Raw genomic sequence first — 23,790 nt, forward strand, 5'->3', positions numbered from 1 at the left:
AGTATCTCCGTTCTTGGGCATGATCCGAACAGGAGGGGTGAACCGACCTGTGGAAATCTCGTCGATGGGCCGCCTTGAGGTCCGTATCACCACTGCTGACGTGGGCAAACGGGTCTCCGTACGCCGGTTGGGCCACACTGGTGTCACGCAGGAGAAATTCACCGACACGGTGGGTGTTCTCACATCCTGGGACGACGGTGTGCTGGTGATCACACGGCGGGACGGTGAGCGCGTCCGGATCGAGGAGTCGTCGCTGGTCGCGGGCAAGGTGGTGCCCGCGGTACCGGCGCGGCGGCGCGGTCCGGCCGCCTCCTACGAGGAGCTCGCGCGGGTCGCCGCCCGGTCCTGGCGGCCGGTGGACGGCGAGCGGCTGGGCGATTGGGAACTGCGCGCGGCCGGCGGATTCACCCGGCGGGCCAACTCCGTGCTGCCGCTGGGCGATCCCGGCATACCGCTCGACGACGCGCTGGCCTTCGTACGCCGGTGGTACGGCGAGCGAGGGCTTCCCGCGTACGTCCAGACCGCCACCGGCGCCGTGGGCGCGCAGGAGGCGCTCTGCGCGGCGCTGGAGGCGCGCGGATGGACGCGTGAGGTGACCGCGGAGCTGTGGACCGGGGCGCTCGCGCCGGTCGCCGACCGGGCCGAGGGGAGCGGGGTCGTGCTGTCCCGGGAGGCGGACGCGGCATGGCTCGCGCGCTACCGGCGCACGGGCGTCGGCGAGGTGGCTCTGAAGGTGCTGGGCAGCGGCGCGTCGGTGTGGTTCGCGACCGTGCCGGGCGAGGGCCCGGTCCCGGCCGCCGTCGGGCGGTGCGTGGTCGACGGGCGGTGGGCCGGGTTCGCCGCGGTCGAGGTCGCCCCGGAGCTGCGGCGGCGCGGGCTGGCCGGCGCCGTGATGGCCGCGCTGGCCCGGCGGGCCCTGGAGGAAGGCGCCTCGGCCGCGTGGCTCCAGGTCGAGACGGACAACGCGGGGGCGCGGGCGCTGTACGCCGGGATGGGATTCGCCGCGCACCACGCGTACCACCACTACCGGGAGCCTCAGGCGTCCGGCGTTGTCCGGAACTGATCGCGGGAGGTCGGCAGTGAACATGCGTCCCCCCTTCCCGCCTCCGCCGGATCGCTCGGCCGAGCTGCGGCGGAGGTTCGCCGAGGAGGTCCGGTCCGAGCGGCCCGATCTGGCCACCCTGTGCCTGCTCATCGGAGCGGAGGCGGACGGGACCCTGGACGAGGCCGGGATCGACGCCGCGCAGCTGGCGCTGGACGAACTGGCCGGCCGGCTGCCGTTCCGGCCGGGCGGACCGCGCGCCTGGGCCGCGGCGTTGCACGAGCTGCTCGGCGAGCGGTGCGGGTTCCATGGCACGCCGGGCGACTACCAGCGTCTGGAGTCCTCGCTCCTGCACTGCGTACTGCGGCGGCGGCGCGGGCTGCCGATCGTGCTGTCGGTGGTGTGGGTGGAGGTGGCCCGGCGGGCGGGGGCACCGGTGTACGGGGTGGCGCTCCCGGGGCACTTCGTGGCCGGTTTCGGGGAGCCCGAGGAGCAGGTGCTCGCCGACCCGTTCGACGGGGGGCGGGTGCTGACCGGGACCGACGCCGAGCTCCTGGTCGTGGGCGCGACAGGGGCGCCGCTGGATTCCTCGATGCTGGAGCCCGCGCCGCCGCTGGACGTGGTGGTGCGGATCCTGAACAACGTCCGGGCGTGGGCGGCGGCCCGCGCCGAACGCTCCGACGTGGCGCTGTGGGCGGTGGAGCTGTCCCTGCTGATGCCCGCGCACCCGGCCCGGCTGCGCTACGAGCGGGCCCAGCTGCTGGTCCGCCGGGGGAGCTTCCTGGAGGGCGCCGCGGAGCTGGACGCGTACGCCGAGGTGGTGGGCGCGGTCGACGAGGGCGCCGCCGAGCGGATCCGCGGTGAGGCGGGCGTCGCTCGGGCGATGCTCAACTAGTCCGCCCCGTCCAGTCCGCCCCGTCGCCCGGGGGGCTGCCCGGCGGTCCGTGTACGCGGCGAGGGGGCACCCGGCGTGTGCCGGGTGCCCCCTCGTGTGCGGGTCTCAGCTGGGGTCGGTCTCGATGACGGCGACCCGGTCGCCGGTGCTCTTGAGCGCCGTGCGCAGGGCGCCGATGACGTCCTCGACGGTGACGGCGGTCTTCTGGCCGGTGCCGCGGGTGATCAGGACCCCGTCGAAGGTGCTGCCGTAGAGGTCCTTCAGCGCCGCCTTGTCGTAGGTGTCGACGAGCTTGCCGTCGACCGCCTGGACCCGGAGGAACTTCCACAGCGAGTTCTCCGGGCTGAACGCGATCGAGTGCGCCGCGTCCGTCTGCACGGAGACGTTGGCGGACATCGCGGGCTCGGCGAACTCCTTCATCATCCGGTCGACTTCGGCGTTGGGCACCGTCGGCTGCCGGGTGGTCGTGGGCAGCCGCACCGGTGTGGCGGTGCCGGTCTCGACCTGCTTGCGGTAGGCCGCCTCGACGGTCGCGCTCGCCTGGTCGACGGCGATGCCCTTGCCCGGCTTGCCGTAGACGGCGACGGCCTTGCCGGACTCGAACTTGATCGTGCCGTCGGAGGCGCTGCCGGCGCCGCCGGCCGCGGTCTCCAGGGCGGAGTGCAGCTTCTCCTCGTCGATCGGCATGACCGGCTCGACGACGCGCTGCTGCCCGAAGAGGGAGCCGATCACGGAGATCGGGTTGTAGTCGCTCTGCGCGGCCGCGCCGACCGTCGCGTCGACGTCGAACTGGAGGCCCGACTGGTCCGGTTTGAGCGAGACGGTGTCGCCGTCGACGGAGAGCTTCAGCGGGTTGTCGATCCGGTCGCCGAGCGCGTCGTCGAGCTTCTTGACGGCGTCGTCGTGGGTGCCGCCGCCGATGTCGACGCCGAGCACGGTGGTGCCCTTGGGCACGTCGGAGTGGTTCATCAGCAGCCCGGCGCCGTAGGCGACACCGGCGATGAAGACCACGCCGCCGCCGACCAGGGCCAGCTTGTTGCGCCCCTTCTTCTTCTTGGGCGCGGCGGCGGGCACGTTCTGCTGCACCGGCTCGGGCAGCTTCGGCGGGGTGTACGCGGCCGGCCCGTCCAGGGGCGTGCCCGCGCCGAACGGCGCGCCGCGGTCCGCGGACGGCACGACCGGGATGCCGCTGGTGACGGTGTGCCCGGAGACGTTGTCGGGGGCGTTGAAGGCGCTGCCGGGGGGCGGTTGCGGGGCCGGCTTCTGCGGCGTGAGGATCGCGGTGTCGTCACTCATGCCGGCGGCGGCGCCGGGCACGCCCGGAACGGTGCCGGGTACGCCCGGGTGCCGCGGGACGAGCGGGCCGTCGCCGGTGACCGGACCGCCGGTCGGGCCCGCGGGGCCGTGCGGGCCGCCGGGACGGCCGGTGCCGCCCGGCCCGCCGAGACCGCCGTGCCCGCTGACGCCGTTGTGTCCGGCCGCGCCGTGCGGGCCGCCGGGTGCGCCCGGGGTGCCGTAGCCGCCCTGGCCGTTCTCCGCGAAGTACGGCAGGTCGTCGCGGCGGGGTTCGCCGGCGCCGCCCGTACCGGGGTGCGGGCCGCTGCCCGTCGGGCCCGCGGCGATCGCCTCGGTCACGTCGAAGCTACCCGTGCCGCCGCCGTGCCCGGGAGCCACCGGACCACCGGTGGCGCCGGGCAGTCCGGCGCCGTTGGTGCCGCCGGGACGGGCACCGTCCCCGGGCCGGGGACCGCCCGGCAGGCTCACGGAGCCGACCACGCCGCCGGGGCGGCCACCGGCCGGGAGCGCGGGCGCGCCGGCCGCCGGGCCGGAACCGCCGGGCTGCCCGGCGGTGTTGGCCGCGCCGCCGCCCGGACCGCCCTTGGGCTGGCCGGACTTGCGGGGGGCGAACCAGTCGCTGGTCTTCTCCTCCGCCGGCTGAGGGTGCTCGACGGGCGTCTCGGCCGCGCCGTTGGGGACGGCGGCCGGACTCGGCGGTGCCGCTTCGGCGGCGGTGTCCTCGGCGGCCTCGGTACCCGCTACGGGCTGACGCACGACGACGGGCGGAATGGGCCGTGATCCGGGGATGTTGATCCGGATCCGCGTCGTCAGCGTGGTCTCGGTCTTGCGCTCCTCCGGCCGAGCGGCCGAACGGCCCGCGTCGGCAGCGCTGTCGGAAGCCGTGGGGGTGCCGTAGGGCGGGGTGCCCGAAGGGTATGCGGCTCCGCCGCGCCCGTTGGGCCCGGAGGACGAACTGTCAGTTTCACGACTCAAGGCAGGTTCTCCCGGTTGGCTCCACCGCCGGTGTCGACCTCACGTGCTCGGGCGGCTCGGCGGCGGCACCACCATACTGGCCACCCCCGTTCCGTATCCCGCGACCGCTGGGGAAACCCACACCGGACTCGCACGAGGGTCTGACGGCGAAGTGGTACGTCACTTGCCAAGTCGGGCGGACCGACCGCCCGGTTGCCGTCCCGGACCGAGCGTGGCGCACATCACAGCGACGGCCATCCCGCCGAGCAGGAAGATGTACGAACCGCCTCCCGCGGCGAACACGAAGTCGCCCTCGGGACGGCTGGCGGTGAGCAGGACGACCGCGAGCATCCAGCCCGCGGCGGACGCCACGGCCCCGCCCCGGCCGCCGGTCGCCCGGGCCGCGCCCAGGAAGAGTCCGGCCCCGCCCAGCAGGGCCAGCAGCAGTCCGCCCGGGAACCAGCCGGACTGCACCAGCGCACCCGCGACGCCGACGACCGCGCCGAGCACGAACAGCCCCAGGTGGGCGGCGATCCGCCCGGCGGAGGGCCGTCGCAGCGGCTGGGCGAGCGTCGAGCCGTGCCCGCTCATGAACCCTCCTCCATCCCGTCGAACAGATCCGTCTCCCGCACCCGGCCGCTCCCGCCGTCCACCAACTCGTAGTGCTCCGTGGTGAGGACGGGCTGCGCGAGTCCGTTGGACAGCGCGAAATACGGTTCGGCGACGGTGATCTGCGTGGCGTGCGCGCGCATCGCGGCGGCCTTCGCGGCAGCGTACGCGGTGCCGTCGATCTCGGTGGTGACGCGCTCGTCGTCCACGACGCCCGGAACGTCGTCGAGGCCGGCGGCCCGGTCGAACGGGGTGCGCGGCAAATCCTCACGAAGGCCGGCGAAGGCCTTCTCGGCGGTGGCGCGGGGCACCCGGTTCCAGTAGACCTTGGCGATGGGCCGGCCCTCGGCGGCGGCCAGCTCGGCCGCGCGCGTGGCGACCCGGTGGGTCTGGATGTGGTCGGGGTGGCCGTAGCCGCCGTCGGGGTCGTAGGTGACCAGGACCTGGGGGCGGACCTCGCGGATCACCTCGACGAGACGGGCGGCGGCCTCGTCGACGTCGGCCTGCCAGAAGCAGCCGGGGTCGTCGTTGTCGGCCAGGCCCATCATCCCGGAGTCCCCGTACCGCCCGGCGCCGCCGAGCAGACGGAAGTCGGTGACGCCCAGCTCGCCCATGGCCGCGGTGAGCTCGCGCAGACGGTGCTCGCCGAGGGCGGCACCGGTGAGATGCGCGAGCTCGGGAGGGATGACCTCGCCGCGCTCACCGAGAGTGCACGTGACCAGGGTCACATGGACACCCTCGGCTGCATACCTGGCCATGGTCGCGCCGTTGTTGATCGACTCGTCGTCCGGGTGCGCGTGCACCAGCAGCAGACGCCGAAAGGGCAGTTCCGTCATGAGGTCAGCCTACGAGGGAGAACCCTCGCAGGCGGGACCGGATCAGAACTTGATGCTGCCGATCATTCCGGCGATGTTGCTGGTCAGCTCATTGATCGTGGGCGCGATGGTGGAAGAGGCGAGATAGAAGCCGAGCAGGACGCACACGACCGCGTGCCCCGCCTTGAGCCCCGACTTCTTTATGAGCAGGAAGACGATGATCACCAGCAGCACCACCGCCGAAATCGAGAGTGCCACGGCGGCTCACCTCCAAGGACCCGGGATCGAGGGGAAACAGTGCGGGGGAACTTGTAAATCCATACAGCGGCCAGCAGGTTCATACCCACACAGCGCTAGTGATCATAACTTTCCGTACGCGCGCATCGATCGGCGCACGGCCGCACAAGGGGGCGCATGGCCAATATGGTCGGGGCATGACGACCGAGCCTGTCTCCTTCCCCCGACGCCATGCGCGCACCCAGCGGTTCACGCTCGGCGCGCCGCGCTCGTTCACCGTGGCACCCGACGGTTCCCGGGTCGCTTTCCTGCGCTCGGGCTCCGGCACGGACCGGGCCAACGCGCTGTGGGTCCTCGACCTGGCGGACGGCACCGAGCGCATGGCCGCCGACCCGCGCACCCTGCTGGGCGGGGCCGCGGAGGACCTCTCGCCCGAGGAGCGCGCCCGCCGCGAACGCAGCCGTGAGGGCGGTGCCGGCATCGTCGGCTACGCCACCGACGCCGCCGTGGAGTTGGCCTCTTTCGCCTTGTCAGGAGGGCTTTTCACGGCGGAGCTGCGGGCCGGCACCGCCACCCGGCTCCCCGTCCCCGGCCCGGTGATCGACCCGCGCCCCGCTCCCGACGGACGGCACATCGCCTACGTCACGGGCGGCACCCTGCGGGTCGTGGGCGCCGAGGGCGAGGGCGACCGGGCGCTCGCCGAGCCGGAGTCGCCGTCGGTTTCCTATGGTTCGGCCGAGTTCATCGCGGCCGAGGAGATGCACCGCGACCGGGGCTACTGGTGGGCGCCGCAGTCGGACCGGCTGCTGGTGGCGCGGGTGGACGACACGCCGGTGCGGCGGTGGTGGATCTCCGATCCGGCCCATCCCGGGCGTGACCCACGACACGTCCCCTACCCGGCGGCCGGCACCCCCAACGCCGAGGTGCGGCTGTTCGTCGTCGGCCTCGACGGGGCGCGCACGGAGGTCGTCTGGGACCGGGCGCGTTACCCGTATCTGGCGCGAGTGCACTGGTCAGCGGCGGGTGCGCCGCTGATGCTGGTGCAGGCGCGGGACCAGCGCAGCCAGTTGTACCTGGCCGTCGATCCGGACACGGGTGCGACCCGGATGGTGCACGCCGATGAAGATCCAATTTGGCTTGATCTTTTCCCTGGAGTGCCGTCCTGGTCCCCCTCCGGGCAGCTGGTGCGGATCGCCGACGAGGGGGGCGCGCGGGTGCTCGCGGTGGGCGAACGCCCGCTCACGGGACCGCAGTTGCATCTGCGCGCGGTGCTCGACGTGACGGCCGACGACGTGCTGGTGTCGGCCTCGGCGGGCGAGGACGCGCAGGCGCCGGAAATCGGCGAGGTGCACGTCTACCGGGTCAACGAGCTGGGCGTGGAACGCCTCTCGCAGGAGCCCGGTGTGCACTCGGCGGTCCGCGCCGGCGACGTGACCGTCCTCGTGTCGGCGACCCTCGACCGGCCGGGGGTCCGGGTGCAGGTGCTACGGGACGGCAAGCCGGTGACGACCATCCCGTCGTACGCCGATGATCCTGGTTTGTCCCCGCGCGTGACGCTCACCATGGGGGGCGCACGGAAGATTCCGTGCGCCGTGCTTATGCCGCGGGACTACCACGGTGACACTCCCCTGCCGGTTTTGCTGGATCCCTACGGTGGTCCCCACGGTCAGCGGGTGGTCGCGGCGCACAACGCCCATCTGACGTCGCAGTGGTTCGCCGACCAGGGGTTCGCGGTGGTCGTCGCGGACGGGCGCGGCACCCCGGGCCGCTCGCCCGCCTGGGAGAAGGCGGTCCGGGACGACATGGCGGCGGTGGTCCTCCAGGACCAGGTGGACGCGCTCCAGGCCCTCGCCGCCGAGTTCCCGCTCGACCTCGGCCGGGTCGCGATCCGCGGCTGGTCCTTCGGCGGCTATCTGGCCGGACTCGCGCTGCTGCGCAGGCCGGACGTCTTCCACGCCGGGATCGTGGGCGCGCCCGTCACGGACCTGAGGCTCTACGACACCCACTACCAGGAGCGGTACCTCGGGCACCCGGGCGAGCAGCCGGAGGTGTACCGGAGGAACTCGCTGATCGACGACGCCGGACTGGTCGACGCCGTGGAGCCGGCCCGGCCCATGATGATCGTGCACGGGCTGGCGGACGACAACGTGGTCGTGGCGCACTCCCTGCGGCTCTCCACGGCCCTGCTGGCCGCCGGCCGGCCCCACGAGGTGCTCCCGCTGTCCGGCGTCACTCACATGACCCCGCAGGAGACGGTCGCGGAGAACCTGCTCCGGCTCCAGCTGGACTTCCTCAAGCGGTCCCTGGGGCTGGACTAGTGCCGCGTCAGGCGACGTTTGCCCGTCGAGGAGCGGCGTCCGGTGCGTGCTCTCGGCGTGCCGGCCGTGAGCCCTCGTACTGGACGTACTCGGGCTCTCGGCCGGGGCGGCGAGTGGGGGCACCTCCCACGCCTTTCAGGCAGTGGGGGAGCGTGCCGGACGTCGCGACGGCGCGAACGTTGCCTGCCGCGGCACCGGCGCCCGTCACGCGGCGGGGCGGGAGGGCCGGACACGCCCCCGCCGCAGGGCAACGGGCCGGGACGACATGGCGCGTCCCGGCCCGTTCACGGCACCCGCACGGCCGTACGCGGAAGAGACTGACGCGTCCGTATATCGCGACCGGGTCCGCGGAGTTGCCTGTGTGTTACTCCTCGCCCGCGGCGGGCACCACCTGCTTCTCCTCCGCGAAGAGGCAGGCCGAGTCATGGGCGGCCGGGCCCGGCCCGAGTCCGGCCGGCACGGCCAGCGGCGGCACTTCCAGGGCGCAGCGCTCCCGCGCCTTCCAGCAGCGGGTGCGGAAGCGGCAGCCGGAGGGGATGTCCGCCGGGGACGGCACGTCGCCGGCGAGGATGATCCGCTCCCGGTGCTCGCGGGCCTCCGGGTCGGGCACCGGCACCGCGGAGAGCAGCGCCTGGGTGTACGGGTGCGTGGGATGTTCGTAGATCTCGCTGTCCCGGCCGATCTCCACGATCCGGCCGAGGTACATGACCCCGACCCGGTCCGAGATGTGCCGGACGATCGACAGGTCGTGGGCGATGAACACGTAGGACAGCTCGAACTCGTTCTGCAGGCGCTCCATCAGGTTCACCACCTGCGCCTGGACCGACACGTCCAGCGCCGAGACCGGCTCGTCGGCGACGATGATCTCCGGGCGCAGCGCCAGGCCCCGTGCGATGCCGATGCGTTGGCGCTGGCCGCCGGAGAACTGGTGCGGGTAGCGGTTGATGTGCTCGGGGTTGAGTCCGACGACGTCGAGGAGTTCGCGGACCCGGCGGCGCCGGTCGCCCTTGGGGGCGGCCTCGGGATGGATCTCGTACGGCTCTCCGACGATGTCGCCGACGGTCATACGGGGGTTGAGGGAGGTGTACGGGTCCTGGAACACCATCTGGATGTTGCGGCGTACGGCCTTCAGCGCCCGGCCGGACAGCCGGGTGACGTCCTCGCCCCGGTACCTGATCTCTCCGGCCGTCGGCCGCTCCAGGCCGACCAGCATCCTGGCGACGGTGGACTTGCCGCAGCCGGACTCGCCGACGATGCCGAGGGTCTCGCCGCGGTCGAGCGTGAGGTCGACGCCGTCGACGGCACGCACCGCGCCGACCTGCTTGCGGAAGACGACGCCGCGGGTCAACGGGTAGTGCTTGACCAGGCCCCGGACCTCCAGCACGGTCTCAGCCATCCAGGCACTCCCTCCAGAAGTGGCAGGCGCTGCCCCGGGGCCCGTCCGACCGTGTCACCTCGTGCAGCGGGGGCACGTCCGTCCGGCAGACGTCCCGGGCCAGCGGGCAGCGCGGGTGGAAGGCGCAGCCGGGCGGAATGTTCGTGAGGCTGGGCGGCAGCCCCTTGATGGCGTGCAGTTCGCGGCCCTTGTGGTCCAGGCGCGGGATGGATTCGAGCAGGCCCCTGGTGTAGGGGTGGGCCGGTGCCTTGTAGATGTCGTGGACCGGGGCTGACTCCACGATCCGGCCCGCGTACATCACCGCGATCCGGTCGGCGACGTCGGCGACCACGCCGAGGTCGTGGGTGATGAGGATCAGCGCCATGCCCAGCTCGCGCCTGAGCTCCGCCAGCAGTTCCATCACCTGGGCCTGGACGGTGACGTCGAGGGCCGTGGTGGGCTCGTCGGCGATGATCAGGGCCGGTTCCAGGGCGAGCGCCATCGCGATCATGATGCGTTGCCGCATACCGCCGGAGAACTGGTGCGGGTACTGCCGCACGCGCTCCTTGGCGGCCGGGATGCGGACCCGGTCCATCAGCTCCACGGCCTTCACCCGCGCGTCCTTCCTGGACATGCCCCGGTGGACCACGAACATCTCGCCGAGCTGGTCGCCGACGGACAGCACGGGGTTCAGCGACGACAGGGCGTCCTGGAAGATCATCGCCATCTCGGCGCCGCGGATCCTGCGCCGCTCGTCCTCCTTGAGCCCGAGCAGGTCCCTGCCGCGGAAGAGGACCTGACCGCCGGTGATCCGGCCGGGCGGTGTGTCGAGGATGCCCATGACGGCCTGTGCGGTGACGGACTTGCCGGAGCCGGACTCACCGAGCACCGCGAGGGTCTCGCCCGCGTCCACGCCGTAGGTGACGCCGTTGACGGCTCTGGCGACGCCGTCCCGGGTCCGGAACTCCACGTGCAGGTCGCGTACGTCGAGCAGCATGGCGGCACCTCACCTCAGCTTCGGGTCGAGGGCGTCGCGCACCGCGTCGCCGAGCATGATGAACGCCAGCACGGTGATCGCCAGCGCTCCGGAGGGCCACAGCAGGGCGTGCGGGGCGTTGCGGACGAACGGCGAGGCGGCGGAGATGTCGATCCCCCAGGAGACACTGGGCGGCTTCAGACCGACACCGAGGTACGACAGGGTCGCCTCCAGCGCGATGTAGGTGCCGAGCGCGATGGTCGCGACGACGATCACCGGGGCGACGGCGTTGGGCGCGATGTGCCGCAGCAGCAGCCGGGAGTCGGAGGCGCCCAGGGCGCGGGCGGCCTGGACGTAGTCGTTGTGCTGGACGGTGATGACGGAGCCGCGGGCGATGCGGGAGATCTGCGGCCAGCCGAGCAGCACCATGAATCCGATCACCGGCCAGACGGAGTTGCTGGTCACCACCGACAGCAGGACGAGACCGCCGAGCACGACCGGGATCGCGAAGAAGATGTCGGTGAGCCGGGACAGGATCGAGTCGCCCGCCCCGCCGAAGAACCCGGCGAGGCCGCCGAGGACGCTGCCGAGCAGCGTGACCCCGAGCGTGGCGCACACACCGACGGTGACGGAGGTACGGGCGCCGTAGACGGTGCGGGTGTAGACGTCGCAGCCCTGTCCGTCGAAGCCGAAGGGGTGGCCGGGCTGGGAGCCCTCCTGGGCCTTGGCGAGGTCGCACTCGAGGGGATTGCCGGAGGCGATCAGGGACGGCCACAGGGAGATGACGAACAGGAAGAGGATCACCAGGGCCGAGACGACGAAGACGGGATTGCGGCGCAGGTCGTGCCAGGCGTCGGACCACAGCGAGCGGGGCTTGGCAAAGCGGCCGGGGCCGTCCGGCCCGTCGGGTGCCCGCTCCAGTGTCCGTGCCTCGCTGGTGGCCAGGTCCATGGCTCCCCCCATGCCGGTCCCGGCCACCGCGCCGGCGGGTTCCCTGGGCTCAGACATAGCGGATCCTCGGGTCGAGTACGGCGTACAGGAGGTCGACGAGGAGGTTGGCGATCAGGAAGACCAGGACGAGGACGGTCACGAAGCCGACGACGGTCTGGGTGTTCTGGCGGAGGATGCCCTGGTAGAGCTGGTAGCCGACCCCGTGGATGTTGAAGATCCGCTCGGTGACGATGGCGCCGCCCATCAGCGCGCCGATGTCGGTGCCGATGAAGGTGACCACGGGGATCAGCGAGTTGCGCAGCAGGTGCCGGGTGATCACCCGGTGCCGGGGCAGGCCCTTGGCGACGGCGGTGCGGACGTAGTCGGAGCGCCGGTTCTCCGCGATGGAGGTGCGGGTCAGCCGGGTGACGTACGCCAGGGAGACGGAGGCGAGCACCAGGCCCGGCACGATCAGTTCGTCGAAACGGGCCTCGGAGGACACCGACGGTTTGATCCAGCCCCATTCGACGCCGAGCAGAAGCTGGAGGAGCAGGCCGGTGACGAAGGTGGGCACGGAGATGACCACGAGGGTGAGCAGCAGCACGCCGGTGTCGACCGGGCGCCCGCGGTGCAGTCCCGTCACGACGCCCAGCGTGACGCCGATGACGATCTCGAACAGGATCGCCACCAGCGTCAGCCGGACGGTGACCGGGAACGCGCTCCCCATCAGTTCCGTGACGGGCTGGCCGTTGAAGGCGGTGCCGAAGTCGCCGGTGAACAGGTTGCCCATGTAGGTCAGGTATTGCTGCCACACCGGCTTGTCGAGGCCGAACTCCTGCCGGAGCCGGGCGGCCGTCGCCGGGTCGCACTCGCGCTCGCCGCACAGGCCGGCGATCGGGTCGCCCATCACGTTGACCATCAGGAAGATCAGCAGGGTGGCCCCGATGAAGACCGGGACCATCTGCAGCAGGCGCCGGACGACGTACCGTCCCATGGCGCCGCCTCAGCTGACCTTGATCTGGTCGTAGACGGGGACGCTGAACGGATTGAGTTTCACGTCCGACAGCCGCTGCGAGTAGCCGGCGCTGCCGTTCTGGTACCAGAGCGGGATGGCCGCCATGTTGTCCCGGACCACCTCCTCGGCCTGCTGGAAGGTCCGGACGGCGGTGGCGGTGTCGCTCTCGGCGTTGGCCCGGTCGACGAGGTCGTCGAACTGCTGGTTGGACCACTTGCCGTCGTTGGAGGAGGCGTTGGTGTAGTAGAGCGGCTGGAGGAAGTTCTGGATCAGCGGGTAGTCCATCTGCCAGCCGGCCCGGAACGGGCCCACCAGCTTGCGCTCGCTGATCTGGTTGCGGAAGTCGGCGAAGGTGCCGACCGGGCTGCTGACGCAGGCGCGGTCGTTGCCCAGGGCGTTGTTGATGGAGTTGCAGACCGCGTCGACCCACTGCTTGTGGGAGCCGGTGTCGGCGTTGAAGGTGATCCTGACCTGTCCGCCGGGCAGCCCGCCGCCCTCCTGGATGAGCTTCTTGGCCGCGGCGGCGTCGTACCGGCACCACTCTCCGCACAGGCCCTCCTTGAAGCCGCCGTCCACGCCGAGGACCGGGGAGGTCCAGTCCGTGGCGGGGGTGCGGGTCTTCTGGAAGATGGTCCGCGTGATCTGCTCGCGGTTGATCGCCCGTGACAGGCCCTTGCGGACCTTGTCCATGCCGGGCTTGTCCCAGGCGGCGTCGTAGTAGGGGAAGGCGAGGGTCTGGATGATGCCGGCGGGGGTGTTGAGGTAGCGGTCCCCCAGGTCCTGGCGGACGTTCCTGAGCTGAGCGGCGGGAATGTCGTCGGCCAGGTCGAGGTTGCCCGCCAGGAGGTCGGTGTAGGCCGTGTTGTTGTCCGTGTAGACCTTGAGGTCGACGCCGCCGTTCTGAGCCTTGTCGTCGCCGGGGTAGGCGTCCCAGGCGCGCAGCGACATCTGGGAGCCCTTGATGTACGACTCGACGGCGTACGGGCCGTTGCCGACGGGCTTGCTGAGCCAGGCGTCGTGGTCGTCGAAGAACGCCCTCGGCAGCGGGGCGTAGGCGGGGTAGCCGAGGGTGTCGGGGAAGGTCGAGAACTTCTGCGCGAGCCGGACGGTGAAGGTGCGCTCGCCGGTGACCCTGAGGCCGGAGAGGGTGTCGGCGGTCTGCTTGCCGCCGCTTTCGGGGTGCACCTTGTCGTAGCCCTCGATGTAGCCGAAGAAGTAGGCGTTGCGCTGGTTGTTCCGCAGGCTCGCGCCGTAGTTCCAGGCGTCGACGAAGGACCGGGCGGTGACCGGTTCACCGTTGCTGAAGGTCCAGCCGTCCTTGACGGTGACGGTGAAGTTCTGCGAGTCGGAGGTCTTGATGCTCTCGGCGAGCATGTCCTCGGCCTCGCCGGTGTCGGGGTTGTAGCGCTTCAGCCCTCGGAAGATCATGTCGAGGACCTTGCCGCCCTGCACCTCGTTGGTGTTGGCCGGCTCCAGCGGGTTCTGCGGGTCGCCCCAGGAGGAGCTGAGCACCGCGGCGGTGTCGCCGCTGCTCCCGCCGCCCCCGCCGCAGGCGGTCGCCACGAGGGCTGCCGCCACCGCACCCGCGGCCCATGTGGCGTGCGTGCGTCCGCGCATGGAGTCCCTCCTCTGTAGCGCGTTGCCGCCAGCGCCGGGGCGCTGACCGTTATCGGCCAATATCCGACGATTCGACGCGATCGCGCACATGCGGGGGGCTCTTTGGGCTACTGAAGGCGGGGGTGGGGGTGAACCGGGTGGGTCGAGGCGGAGGGAAATCGGACGGGTCGGGGTGACTCAGGAGGAGGCGGGAGCGGCGGATCGGGGCCGGCCCGGGTTCTTCGGCCGTAAATCCCGGATCCCTGTACTGATCGGCCGGACAGCAGGCACACTGCCCGGATGGTTGATCGTTCCTTCCGTGACGCCGCGCTCGCCGAACTGTACGAGGCCCTCAACCCATGGGGTCCGGGTGACGACTTCTACCTCGATCTGGTGATGTCGGCCCGTACCGTGCTCGACGCCGGCTGCGGGACCGGGCGGCTGCTGCGGCGGGCGCGGGAGGCCGGGCACACGGGGCGGCTCACCGGACTCGATCCGGCCGCCGCCATGCTCGTCCAGGCCAGACGGGCCGCACGCGACGTGGAATGGGTGCTCGGGGACCTCGGCACCACCTGGTGGGAGGGCCGGTACGACCTGGTCGTGATGACCGGACACGCCTTCCAGGAACTCCTCGGCGACGAGGAGCTGCGGAGTTCCCTCGCCGCGGTCCGGCGCGCCCTCGCCCCCGAGGGCGCGTTCGTGTTCGAGACGCGCGCCCCCGCCGCGCGTGCCTGGGAGTCCTGGACCCCGGACGTGATCCACGAGTTCCGCGGCCCGGAGGGGGACGTCGTGCGGGTGTGGCACGAGGCCGAGACGCCGGTGCACGGGGACCGGGTGTCGTTCACGGAGACCTACGACGGCCCGCGGTGGGACGAGCCGCAGATCTGCCGGAGCACCGTCCGTTTCCTGGACGAGGACGCGCTGGACCGCTTCCTGGACGAGGCGGGCCTCGCCGTGCGCCGGCGGTTCGGGGACTGGAAGCGGGGACCGCTGACCCCCGCCTGCCGCGAGATCATCACCGTCGCGGGGCGGGCCTAGGGTTCCTCGCACGGCGGGCTCAGGGCTCGCCGGGCGGGCTCACGGCTCGCACGGCGAGCCGAAGGGCCTGTCCGGCGATTCACGTCGCGAGGCGACAGGAGTCGCCGGACAGGCCCTGGGCGATACTCGGGACGTCAGTCCTCGTGCTGGTCCTCCTCCAGCGCCTTCAGCGCCGGGTCGAGGACCACGTCCTCCTCGCGGGCCGCCGTGCTGGGGTCCTCCGGGAAGTGGCAGGCCGTCAGGTGGCCCTCCCGGTTGCCGGAGATCTGGACCAGCGGCGGCTCGTCGGTGGCGCACTTGTCCTGCGCCTTCCAGCACCGGGTGCGGAAACGGCAGCCGGACGGCGGGTGGATCGGCGAGGGCACGTCGCCGGCCAGGCGGATGCGCTCCCGGTTCTCGGTCTCGTCGTCGACCGCGACCTCGGGGACCGCGGACAGCAGGGCGTGCGTGTACGGGTGACGGGGCCGGTTGTAGATCGAGTCGCGGTCGCCGACCTCCACCACCTTGCCGAGGTACATCACGGCCACGCGCTGCGAGAAGTGCCGCACGATCGCCAGGTCGTGGGCGATGAACATGAAGGCGATGCCCAGCTCCTGCTGCACCTTCTGAAGCAGGTTCACCACCTGTGCCTGGATCGAAACGTCCAGCGCGGAGACCGGCTCGTCGGCGACGATCAGCCTCGGGCTCAGCGCCAGCGCTCGGGCCACACCGATGCGCTGCCGCTGGCCGCCGGAGAACTCGTGCGGGAAGCGGTTGTAGTGCTCGGGGTTGAGGCCGACCAGCTCCAGCAGTTCCCGGACGCGCTTCTCGCGGCCGCCCTGCGGCTCGATCCCGTTGACCTCCATCGGCGACTTGATGATGGTGCCGACGGTCTGCCGCGGGTTCAGCGACGAGTACGGGTCCTGGAAGATCATCTGGATCTCGGACCGGACCGGCGCGAGCTGGCGGCGCGTGGCGCGGGTGATGTCCTGGCCGGCGTAGGTGATCTGCCCCGACGTCGGCTCCAGCAGCCGCGTGATCAGCCGGCCGGTCGTCGACTTGCCGCAGCCCGACTCGCCGACCAGGCCGACGCTCTCGCCGACGCCGACGGTCAGGTCGACCCCGTCGACGGCCTGCACCGCGCCGACCTTCCGTTTGATCGGGAAGCCGCCGTATATCGGGAAGTGTTTCGTCAGGCCCTTGACCTCCAGCAGCGTTTCCGTCGCGGAGGAGGAGTCGCCGGTGGAGCCCTGCTGTGCGGGGAGGGTGAGGTTCTCGCTCATGATCTCGGTTCTCCCTAGCGCAGCCGGGGCTGGATCTCGTCGATGAAGATGGTCTGCTTCTGCTCGGACGTCAGGTGACAGGCGGTGGCGCGTCCCTCGCCGAGCGACGGGCGCACGTCCGTGCACAGAGTGCCGGACACCTTGTCCCTGAAGGCGCAGCGCGGGTGGAAGGGGCAGCCCGACGGCGGGTTGAGCAGGGAGGGCGGGGAGCCCGGGATCGGCGTCAGCTCGGCGTGGATGTCACCGTCCAGGCGCGGCATGGAGCTGAGCAGGCCCCAGGTGTACGGGTGCCTGGGGGTGCGCAGCACCTCCTTGACCGTGCCGCGCTCCACGGCCCGGCCGGCGTACATCACCAGCAGGTCGTCGGCCATGTTGGAGATGACGCCGAGGTCGTGGGTGATGAAGATGATCGCGGAGCCGAACTCCTGCTGGAGGTCCTTGAGCAGGTCCAGGATCTGCGCCTGCACGGTCACGTCGAGCGCGGTGGTCGGCTCGTCGGCGATCAGCAGGTCGGGGTCGCACATCAGCGCCATGGCGATCATCGCGCGCTGCCGCATACCGCCGGAGAACTGGTGCGGGTAGTCGTCGAAGCGCACCTTGGGCTGCGGGATGCCGACCTTCTCCAGCATCTGCACGGCCCGGTCCTTGGCCTCCTTCTTGGAGGCGCCGGTGTGCTTCATGTACGGCTCGGACAGCTGGCGGCCCACCGTGTAGTACGGCGAGAGCGCGGTCAGCGGGTCCTGGAAGATCATCGCCATCTTGTTGCCGCGGAGCCGCTCCAGCTCCTTCTCCGTGGCGGTGACGAGCTCCTTGCCGTCGAGGACGATCTCGCCGTCGACGGTGGTGGTCCGCGGGCTGTGCAGGCCGAGGATCGTCAGGTTGGTGACGGACTTGCCGGAGCCGGACTCGCCGACGATACCCAGGGTCTTGCCGCGCTCGACATCGAAGGACAGGCCGTCCACGGCCTTGACGATGCCGTCCTCGGTGGAGAACTGCACCCGCAGGTCACGGACCGAGAGGAAGCTCTCGGGCCCGGTCGGGGCCGGGACGTCCTCGGTTTTGGTCAGTGTGGTCACGGTGGATCGTTCTTCCTAGGAGAGCCGGATGCGCGGGTCGATCCAGGCGTACACGATGTCGGCGAGGATGTTCAGGATCAGGATGAAGAAGGCGCCGACCAGCATGACACCCATCGTCAGCGGGAGGTCCTTGGTGACCGCGCCGTCCACGGCGAGGCGTCCGATGCCCTGGAGGGAGAACGTCAGCTCGGTGACGACACCGCCGCCGAGCAGGGCGCTCAGGTCGATGCCGAGGACGGTGACGATCGGGATGAGCGAACCGCGCCAGGCATAGCGGAAGAAGACGTATCTCTTCGGCATGCCCTTGGCCCGGGCGGTGCGCACGTGCTCCTCGGCGAGCTGCTCGATGAGCGAGGCGCGTGCCATACGCGTGTACTGGGCGGTGAAAATGGTGGCCATCACGACCATCGGGATCCACAGCCCGGCCAGCCAGCCCAAGGGGTCGCCGGTGAACGGCACGTACTTGGGGTCCTCCACCCAGCCGGTGCTGTACACGAAGATCATCAGCACGATCGGGCCGAGGAAGTAGATCTGGAACGAGCTGAGCACCATGGACGTGCCGGTGGCGATCTTGTCCATGGCGGAGCCGCGCCGGTAGGCCGCGATCATGCCCGCACCGAGGCCGAGGATCAGGAAGACGGTCATGGCGCCGACGGTCAGCGACAGCGTCAGCGGGAAGCGGTCCATGATGATGTCCCAGACGAAGTCCCCGTAGTAGAAGGACTGTCCGAGACACGGGGCGGCGCAGTGGCCGTCGGGGAAGTCACGGCCGGCGACGATGCCGGACATGAAGTCCCAGAACTGCGTCCACAGGGGCTCATTGAGGCCGTACGCGGTGCGGATGGCCTCGAGACGAGCGGGCGAGCAGTCCTTGCCACAGGCCAGTGAGGCGTAGTCGGACGGCGCGGCGACGAACAGGAAGAACGTGGCGGCGCCGATGAGGAACAGAGTGACGACGGCACCGGCCGTGCGCCGGAGTATGAACTGAAACATGGCGGCAAAGGCTGCTCTCTGCGGAGGCGATGGGCGGTTTCACGGAACCGCGGAGGTGCGCCCCGCCTGGTGCGCACCCCCGCGATCAGCCGTAGAGAGTTACGACTTCAGGAACAGACGGGTGACGTCGATGTAGCTCGACTCGGTGCTGTAGCGGGCACCGCCGATGTTCGAACCGTAGAGCTGGAACTGCTTGGTGTACCACAGCGGAGCGGCCGGGTTGACGTCCTCCACGATGTAGTGGTGCGCCTCCTGCCAGGTCTTCGCGGCCTCGGTCGGCTCCTGGGTCAGGGCCTTCTTGATCAGCTCCTGGACCTTCGGGTCGTTCAGGTGCGCGTAGTTCGACGAGCCGTCGGCGACCTGGTCACCGTCGTAGATCGGCGTCACGACCGTACCCGGCGACGGCCAGTCCTGGCCCCAACCGGTGATGTACATGTCGTACGGGTTCGAGAGCTTACCGATCTGCTCGTAGTAGCTCGCGGAGTCGATCTCCTTGGAGACGACGTCGATGCCGACCTTGCCCAGCGCGTCCTCGATGGCGACCTTGCGCTTCTGGCCCTGCTCGGTGTTGCCGTAGGCGAAGACGAGCTTCTTCTCGGCGGCCGGGACGTCGGCCAGCAGCTCCTTGGCCTTCTCGATGTTGCCCTGCGGCGTCTTCAGGCGGCCGTACGGGTCGTACTTGGCCTCGTAGCCCGGCAGGGTCGGGGCGAACAGGTTCGGGGCCACGTCGCCGCCGTAGGCACCGCCCTCACCGGCGATGAGGGACTTGGAGTTCACCGCGTAGGTGACGGCGTCACGGACGGCCTTGTTCTTGACGCGGTCGAGGTTGAACGTCAGCTGCATGACGTAGGGCTGGTAGCCCTTGATCGTGCGCTTGTTGACCGCGGCGTCGCCGATGACGTCCTGGATCTGGGTGGACTCCACGCCGCCGGTGAACTGGATGGCGTTCTTGGCGTCGCCCTGGTCGGAGATCAGACGCTTGGTCTGGGTCGACTCGGTGACACCGAACTGGACGTCCCAGCCGTCCACGTACTGGTTGCGGACGGAGTCCGTCTTCGGGTCCCACTGGTCGTTCTTGACCAGCTTGAGGGCCTTGCCGGCCTTGTACTCGGCGATCTTGTAGGGGCCGAGGGCGACGGGCGCCTTGTCGTACTTCGCCTTCGTGTCGGTGGCCTCCGGCACGATGGAGTAGCCCGGCATGGCGAGCATCTGCGGCAGGTCGGGACGCGCCACGTCGAAGTGGAAGACGACCGTCTTGTCGTCCGGGGTCTCCAGGACGGAGTCCGGCAGGTGCTTCTTGCCGAAGCCGCCGTCCGGCAGCTCCTTGCGGTAGTCCGGGCCGCTCAGCCAGTTCTGGAGGTACGTCGGGCCGTCGAAGATGAACTCGGCGTACTGGCGCTCGATGGTGTGGCGGACGTCGGCGGAGGTGATCTCCTTGCCGTTCTGGTCCTTGATGCCGTCCTTGAGCTTGAACGTCCAGGTCTTGCCGTCGTCGGACGACTGACCGGAGTCCGTCGCGAGGTCGCCCACGACGCTGACGCCGCCCTTGCCGTCCTCCTTGAAGTTCGTCAGCCCGCGGAAGAGCAGGTTGGCGACCTGGCCGGCGTCGGAGACGTAGATCTGGCCCGGGTCCAGGTGGGAGAGGCCCGCCTCCTGGTAGACGGTGATCGTGCCGCCGCTCTTGGCACCGGGGACCTCCTCGGCCGGACCGGTCGAGGCCGCGGCGTCGGCGTAGGTCACCGCGTTCGACTGGACCGCGGCCTCCTCCTGGTCCTCCTTGGAGTTCTTGTTGGAGCTCGTGCCCTTGTTCTCCGAGCAACCGGTGAGCGCGAGGGAGCCGGCCGCGATGGCGACCATGACGGCGCGCGCTCTGCGCGAGGTGAACGACTTCATAGCGGTGTATGCACCTACCTGTCGGTTGTTATCCATGAGTACTGCCTGACGCGGCTGGTAGGCCGTCGCGGGGGCGGCAGTCACCCCCCACCAATGGACGATTACCGCCCGGACTTGGGGTCGAAGGCATCCCGTACGGAGTCTCCGAGGAGGTTGAAGCACAGGATGAAGATCACCAGGGCCACACCGGGGAAGAACATGAACGCCGGGTCCTGCTCGGCGTACTTGGCGCCCGCGGCGAACAGCCGTCCCCAGTCGGGCGTCGGCTCGACGAAGCCGACACCTGCGAAGGACAGGAAGGCGATGGTGAGGATGGTGCTGGGGAGCTGGTACGTGAACTGCACCAGGATCGGCGAGACGATGTTCGGCAGGATCTCCTTGCGGACGATCCGGCCCGGCGAGGCGCCGGCCACCTTGGCGGCCTCCACGAACTCGCGCTCACGCAGCGACAGCACGGTGGAGCGGACCAGCCGGGACATGCCCATCCAGCCCAGCAGCCACAGCACGATCAGGATCGCCACCGCCCGGAAGTACGTGGGCGTCTCGTCCCGCGGGTCCACGAAGAACGCGGTGACGACGGGCATGAAGGCGATGAAGAACAGCTGCTGCGGGAACGACAGGAAGAAGTCGGTGATCCGGCCGAGCCAGTAGTCCGTCCGGCCGCCGAAGTAGCCGCCGATCAGACCGATGATGACGCCGGTCACCATCAGCAGCACGGTCACGCCGAGAGCCATGAGCAACGAGGTGCGCATGCCGTACACGAGCATGGCGAACAGGTCCCGCCCGTACTGCGGCTCGACACCGAACCAGTGGTCCGCGGACACCCCGCCGAAGTAGCCGAGCGGCAGCCCGAAGTCGTCCAGGACGGGCTGGTCCGCGTAGGTGGGGTCCTGGCCGTACAGGGTGTAGGGGTTGGTGCCGCTGATCGCGGTGAGCAGCGGCGCGCACAGCGCGACGAGGAAGAAGAAAATGACTACGCCGGCGCAGAACATCCCTGTACGGTCACGCTTGAAGCGCTGCCACATCAACTGCCCGGGGGAGCGACCCTCAAGCTTCTTCGCGCCCTCGGCGACCTCGGAGGTCGCCTCGAGCTCTGGGTCCAAGGCGACCGTGGACCCGGGGCCCTCGGCCTTGGTTGGACTGGTCATGTGTGTTCTTCCCCCGGGGGGTTGGAGAGTTGAGCGCAGCACAGATACCGGCAGGTTCTGTGGTTTGGGGGAACTTTCGCCAAGTGCATCAACGCGCGTCAAGGGCGGAAGACCGAGGGATCTCCCTAGCATCCATTTTTTGAGCAAAAATTGCAAAGATTGACACCTGCGCGCGCTTGACAGGTGAAGCAAGAAATCGGCAATTCGGGCATACCGGGAGGGATTTTTGTTTACATGTCCGAAACTTGATCGCCGAAGCACCGATATGCGAACAGCACTTCAAACGGCCTTGAAAGACTCCTGAACGTCCTCCCGGAAAAAGACCCGGCCCTCCCCCGCTGCGGGGAGGGCCGGGTCGTCCCGGCGGGCCCGTGACGGGGCCGCCGGAGGGTCCTGGCGGGGCGGTCAGCCGTGCTTGGCGCGGCTCGCGGCGCGGGCCCGCTCACGCTGGTCGAGCGCGACCTTGCGGATGCGAACGGCCTCCGGGGTCACCTCGACGCACTCGTCGTCACGGCAGAACTCCAGCGACTGCTCCAGCGACAGCTTGCGCGGCGGCACGATCGACTCGGTCACATCGGCCGTGGAAGACCGCATGTTGGTGAGCTTTTTCTCCTTGGTGATGTTGACGTCCATGTCGTCGGAGCGGGAGTTCTCACCGACGATCATGCCCTCGTACACCTCGGTGCCCGGGTCCACGAACAGCACGCCGCGCTCCTGGAGATTCGTCATCGCGAAGGCGGTGACGGCGCCGGAGCGGTCGGCGACGAGCGAGCCGTTGTTGCGCGTCTGGAGCGCGCCGAACCAGGGCTCGAAGCCCTCGTGGATGGAGTGGCCGATGCCCGTACCGCGGGTCTGGGTGAGGAACTCGGTCCGGAAGCCGATCAGGCCGCGGGAGGGCACCACGAACTCCATGCGGACCCAGCCGGAGCCGTGGTTGGACATGTTGTCCATGCGGCCCTTGCGGACGCCCATGAGCTGCGTGACGGCGCCCATGTGCTCCTCGGGGACGTCGACGGTCATGCGCTCGACCGGCTCGTAGACCTTGCCGTCGACGTCCTTGGTGACGACCTGCGGCTTGCCGACGGTCAGCTCGTACCCTTCGCGGCGCATGGTCTCGACGAGGATGGCCAGGGCCAGCTCACCGCGGCCCTGCACCTCCCAGGCGTCCGGCCGCTCGGTCTCCAGCACCCGGAGGCTGACGTTGCCGATCAGCTCGCGGTCCAGCCGGTCCTTGACCTGCCGTGCGGTGACCTTGCGGTCCTTCACGGCCCCCTTGGCGTCGGCGCCCTTGCCGGTGCCGCCCCGGCCGACCAGCGGCGAGGTGTTGGTGCCGATGACCATCGAGATCGCGGGCTCGTCGACCGTGATCAGCGGCAGCGCCACCGGGTTCTCCGGGTCCGCCAGGGTCTCGCCGATCATGATCTCCGGGATACCGGCGACGGCGCAGATGTCACCCGGGCCGGCCTTCTCCGCGGGGCCGCGGGTGAGGGCCTCGGTCATCAGCAGCTCGGAGATGCGCACATTGCTGACGGAGCCGTCGCGCTTCATCCAGGCGACCGTCTGCCCCTTGCGCAGCTCGCCCTGCTGGACGCGCAGCAGCGCGATACGGCCGAGGAAGTTGTCCGCGTCGAGGTTGGTGACGTGGGCCTGGAGCGGGGCGCCCTCCTCGTAGGTGGGGGCGGGGATGTGCTCCAGGATCGTGGAGAAGAACGGCTCCAGGCTGTCGCTGTCGGCGGGGACGGTGCCGTCGGCCGGCTTGGTCAGCGAGGCGATGCCGTCACGGCCGCAGGCGTAGACGATCGGGAACTCGATCTGGTCCTCGTCGGCGTCCAGGTCGAGGAAGAGGTCGTAGGCCTCGTTGACGACCTCGTCGATGCGGGCGTCCGGACGGTCCGTCTTGTTGATGCACAGGATGACGGGGAGCCGGGCCTGGAGGGCCTTGCGCAGCACGAAGCGGGTCTGCGGCAGCGGGCCCTCGGAGGCGTCGACGAGCAGGACGACGCCGTCGACCATCGACAGTCCGCGCTCGACCTCGCCGCCGAAGTCGGCGTGGCCGGGGGTGTCGATGATGTTGATCGTGATCGGGTCGCCACCGTCCTTGGGGTGGTACTTCACCGCCGTGTTCTTGGCGAGGATCGTGATGCCCTTCTCACGCTCCAGGTCGTTCGAGTCCATCATGCGGTCGTCGACGGAGTCGAGCTGGTGGGCGGCGAAGGCACCGGCCTGCTTGAGCATGGCGTCGACGATGGTCGTCTTGCCATGGTCGACGTGGGCGACGATGGCGACGTTGCGGATGTCGTGACGCTGAACGGACAGTGCCAT

19 protein-coding genes are annotated in these 23,790 nt (G+C 70.3%); 4 read left to right on the forward strand and 15 right to left on the reverse strand.

The features are described from left to right. Positions 1 to 49: 49 nt before the first annotated feature. Together DN051_RS14740 and DN051_RS14745 are read left to right on the forward strand one after the other, a co-directional pair. A complete protein-coding gene (locus tag DN051_RS14740) occupies positions 50 to 1,063 on the forward strand; it encodes a GNAT family N-acetyltransferase (RefSeq protein WP_112438863.1) in 1,014 nt (337 codons plus the stop codon). A gap of 22 nt (positions 1,064 to 1,085) precedes the next feature. Then, the gene (locus DN051_RS14745; RefSeq protein WP_053758766.1) at positions 1,086 to 1,937 is read left to right on the forward strand and encodes a transglutaminase-like and tetratricopeptide repeat-containing protein; all 852 of its coding nucleotides are present in this window, start codon (positions 1,086 to 1,088) and stop codon (positions 1,935 to 1,937) included. 105 nt (positions 1,938 to 2,042) lie between these two features. On the opposite strand, the gene DN051_RS14750 is transcribed toward DN051_RS14745, so the two are convergent. From DN051_RS14750 to DN051_RS14770, 4 genes are all read right to left on the reverse strand, one after another. Beyond that, positions 2,043 to 4,208 (reverse strand): hypothetical protein, encoded by a 2,166-nt coding sequence (locus tag DN051_RS14750; protein WP_162624712.1) that lies wholly within the window; start codon positions 4,206 to 4,208, stop codon positions 2,043 to 2,045. Between the two features lie 159 nt (positions 4,209 to 4,367). After that, a complete protein-coding gene (locus DN051_RS14760; protein WP_053758682.1) occupies positions 4,368 to 4,778 on the reverse strand; it encodes a DUF6113 family protein in 411 nt (136 codons plus the stop codon). Then, positions 4,775 to 5,632 carry an N-acetyl-1-D-myo-inositol-2-amino-2-deoxy-alpha-D-glucopyranoside deacetylase gene (gene mshB / locus DN051_RS14765; RefSeq protein ID WP_112438866.1) on the reverse strand — a complete coding sequence of 286 codons (858 nt, stop codon included), beginning with the start codon at positions 5,630 to 5,632 and terminating at the stop codon, positions 4,775 to 4,777. The genes DN051_RS14760 and mshB overlap by 4 nt, the downstream gene beginning before the upstream one ends. A gap of 42 nt (positions 5,633 to 5,674) precedes the next feature. Continuing rightward, positions 5,675 to 5,869, reverse strand: coding sequence for a hypothetical protein (locus DN051_RS14770; protein ID WP_053758684.1), 195 nt, complete (start codon positions 5,867 to 5,869; stop codon positions 5,675 to 5,677). Between the two features lie 176 nt (positions 5,870 to 6,045). Here DN051_RS14770 and DN051_RS14775 point away from each other — a divergent pair, with 176 nt between their 5' ends. Next, the gene (locus DN051_RS14775; protein ID WP_112438867.1) at positions 6,046 to 8,166 is read left to right on the forward strand and encodes a S9 family peptidase; all 2,121 of its coding nucleotides are present in this window, start codon (positions 6,046 to 6,048) and stop codon (positions 8,164 to 8,166) included. Positions 8,167 to 8,530: 364 nt separating this feature from the next. Here DN051_RS14775 and DN051_RS14780 read toward each other — a convergent pair whose 3' ends face one another. Genes DN051_RS14780 through DN051_RS14800 form a run of 5 tightly spaced genes read right to left on the reverse strand, consistent with a single transcriptional unit; the run spans position 8,531 to position 14,079 of the window. Further along, positions 8,531 to 9,562: an ABC transporter ATP-binding protein gene (locus DN051_RS14780; RefSeq protein WP_053758686.1), complete on the reverse strand. Its 1,032-nt coding sequence runs from the start codon at positions 9,560 to 9,562 to the stop codon at positions 8,531 to 8,533. Further along, positions 9,555 to 10,538 carry an ABC transporter ATP-binding protein gene (locus DN051_RS14785; protein ID WP_112438868.1) on the reverse strand — a complete coding sequence of 328 codons (984 nt, stop codon included), beginning with the start codon at positions 10,536 to 10,538 and terminating at the stop codon, positions 9,555 to 9,557. Before DN051_RS14785 ends, DN051_RS14780 begins: the two co-directional genes overlap by 8 nt. 9 nt (positions 10,539 to 10,547) lie before the next feature. Next, a complete protein-coding gene (locus tag DN051_RS14790; RefSeq protein WP_053758688.1) occupies positions 10,548 to 11,525 on the reverse strand; it encodes an ABC transporter permease in 978 nt (325 codons plus the stop codon). Further along, positions 11,518 to 12,441 (reverse strand): ABC transporter permease, encoded by a 924-nt coding sequence (locus DN051_RS14795; RefSeq protein ID WP_053758689.1) that lies wholly within the window; start codon positions 12,439 to 12,441, stop codon positions 11,518 to 11,520. Before DN051_RS14795 ends, DN051_RS14790 begins: the two co-directional genes overlap by 8 nt. A 9-nt stretch (positions 12,442 to 12,450) precedes the next feature. Beyond that, the gene (locus DN051_RS14800) at positions 12,451 to 14,079 is read right to left on the reverse strand and encodes a peptide ABC transporter substrate-binding protein (RefSeq protein ID WP_053758690.1); all 1,629 of its coding nucleotides are present in this window, start codon (positions 14,077 to 14,079) and stop codon (positions 12,451 to 12,453) included. Positions 14,080 to 14,358: 279 nt separating this feature from the next. On the opposite strand from DN051_RS14800, the gene DN051_RS14805 reads away from it, so the two are divergent. Further along, a complete protein-coding gene (locus DN051_RS14805) occupies positions 14,359 to 15,096 on the forward strand; it encodes a class I SAM-dependent methyltransferase (protein ID WP_112438869.1) in 738 nt (245 codons plus the stop codon). Between the two features lie 134 nt (positions 15,097 to 15,230). Here the strand turns inward: DN051_RS14805 and DN051_RS14810 are convergent, their stop codons facing one another. From DN051_RS14810 to typA, 6 genes are all read right to left on the reverse strand, one after another. Continuing rightward, positions 15,231 to 16,358, reverse strand: a complete 1,128-nt coding sequence (locus tag DN051_RS14810) for an ABC transporter ATP-binding protein (protein WP_053758692.1) — start codon at positions 16,356 to 16,358, stop codon at positions 15,231 to 15,233. A gap of 14 nt (positions 16,359 to 16,372) precedes the next feature. Beyond that, positions 16,373 to 17,434 (reverse strand): ABC transporter ATP-binding protein, encoded by a 1,062-nt coding sequence (locus tag DN051_RS14815; protein WP_053758693.1) that lies wholly within the window; start codon positions 17,432 to 17,434, stop codon positions 16,373 to 16,375. 15 nt (positions 17,435 to 17,449) lie between these two features. Continuing rightward, the gene (locus DN051_RS14820) at positions 17,450 to 18,427 is read right to left on the reverse strand and encodes an ABC transporter permease (RefSeq protein ID WP_053758694.1); all 978 of its coding nucleotides are present in this window, start codon (positions 18,425 to 18,427) and stop codon (positions 17,450 to 17,452) included. A gap of 99 nt (positions 18,428 to 18,526) precedes the next feature. Beyond that, positions 18,527 to 20,320 (reverse strand): ABC transporter substrate-binding protein, encoded by a 1,794-nt coding sequence (locus tag DN051_RS14825; protein WP_053758695.1) that lies wholly within the window; start codon positions 20,318 to 20,320, stop codon positions 18,527 to 18,529. Positions 20,321 to 20,421: 101 nt separating this feature from the next. Next, complete coding sequence (locus DN051_RS14830; protein ID WP_053758696.1) at positions 20,422 to 21,468, reverse strand: ABC transporter permease; 1,047 nt, start codon at positions 21,466 to 21,468, stop codon at positions 20,422 to 20,424. Positions 21,469 to 21,873: 405 nt separating this feature from the next. Next, positions 21,874 to 23,790: a translational GTPase TypA gene (gene typA, locus DN051_RS14835; RefSeq protein WP_053758697.1), complete on the reverse strand. Its 1,917-nt coding sequence runs from the start codon at positions 23,788 to 23,790 to the stop codon at positions 21,874 to 21,876.

The organism is Streptomyces cadmiisoli (assembly GCF_003261055.1).
GTDB classification, from domain to species: domain Bacteria; phylum Actinomycetota; class Actinomycetes; order Streptomycetales; family Streptomycetaceae; genus Streptomyces; species Streptomyces cadmiisoli.

Bases quoted from the DNA above. Each gene is read 5' to 3' on its own strand.
- DN051_RS14745 (WP_053758766.1), top strand. From the start codon at position 1,086: ATGCGTCCCCCCTTCCCGCCTCCGCCGGATCGCTCGGCCGAGCTGCGG.
- DN051_RS14760 (WP_053758682.1), bottom strand. From the start codon at position 4,778: ATGAGCGGGCACGGCTCGACGCTCGCCCAGCCGCTGCGACGGCCCTCC.
- mshB (WP_112438866.1), bottom strand. From the start codon at position 5,632: ATGACGGAACTGCCCTTTCGGCGTCTGCTGCTGGTGCACGCGCACCCG.
- DN051_RS14775 (WP_112438867.1), top strand. From the start codon at position 6,046: ATGACGACCGAGCCTGTCTCCTTCCCCCGACGCCATGCGCGCACCCAG.
- DN051_RS14780 (WP_053758686.1), bottom strand. From the start codon at position 9,562: ATGGCTGAGACCGTGCTGGAGGTCCGGGGCCTGGTCAAGCACTACCCG.
- DN051_RS14785 (WP_112438868.1), bottom strand. From the start codon at position 10,538: ATGCTGCTCGACGTACGCGACCTGCACGTGGAGTTCCGGACCCGGGAC.
- DN051_RS14790 (WP_053758688.1), bottom strand. From the start codon at position 11,525: ATGTCTGAGCCCAGGGAACCCGCCGGCGCGGTGGCCGGGACCGGCATG.
- DN051_RS14795 (WP_053758689.1), bottom strand. From the start codon at position 12,441: ATGGGACGGTACGTCGTCCGGCGCCTGCTGCAGATGGTCCCGGTCTTC.
- DN051_RS14800 (WP_053758690.1), bottom strand. From the start codon at position 14,079: ATGCGCGGACGCACGCACGCCACATGGGCCGCGGGTGCGGTGGCGGCA.
- DN051_RS14805 (WP_112438869.1), top strand. From the start codon at position 14,359: ATGGTTGATCGTTCCTTCCGTGACGCCGCGCTCGCCGAACTGTACGAG.
- DN051_RS14810 (WP_053758692.1), bottom strand. From the start codon at position 16,358: ATGAGCGAGAACCTCACCCTCCCCGCACAGCAGGGCTCCACCGGCGAC.
- DN051_RS14820 (WP_053758694.1), bottom strand. From the start codon at position 18,427: ATGTTTCAGTTCATACTCCGGCGCACGGCCGGTGCCGTCGTCACTCTG.
- DN051_RS14825 (WP_053758695.1), bottom strand. From the start codon at position 20,320: ATGAAGTCGTTCACCTCGCGCAGAGCGCGCGCCGTCATGGTCGCCATC.
- DN051_RS14830 (WP_053758696.1), bottom strand. From the start codon at position 21,468: ATGACCAGTCCAACCAAGGCCGAGGGCCCCGGGTCCACGGTCGCCTTG.
- typA (WP_053758697.1), bottom strand. From the start codon at position 23,790: ATGGCACTGTCCGTTCAGCGTCACGACATCCGCAACGTCGCCATCGTC.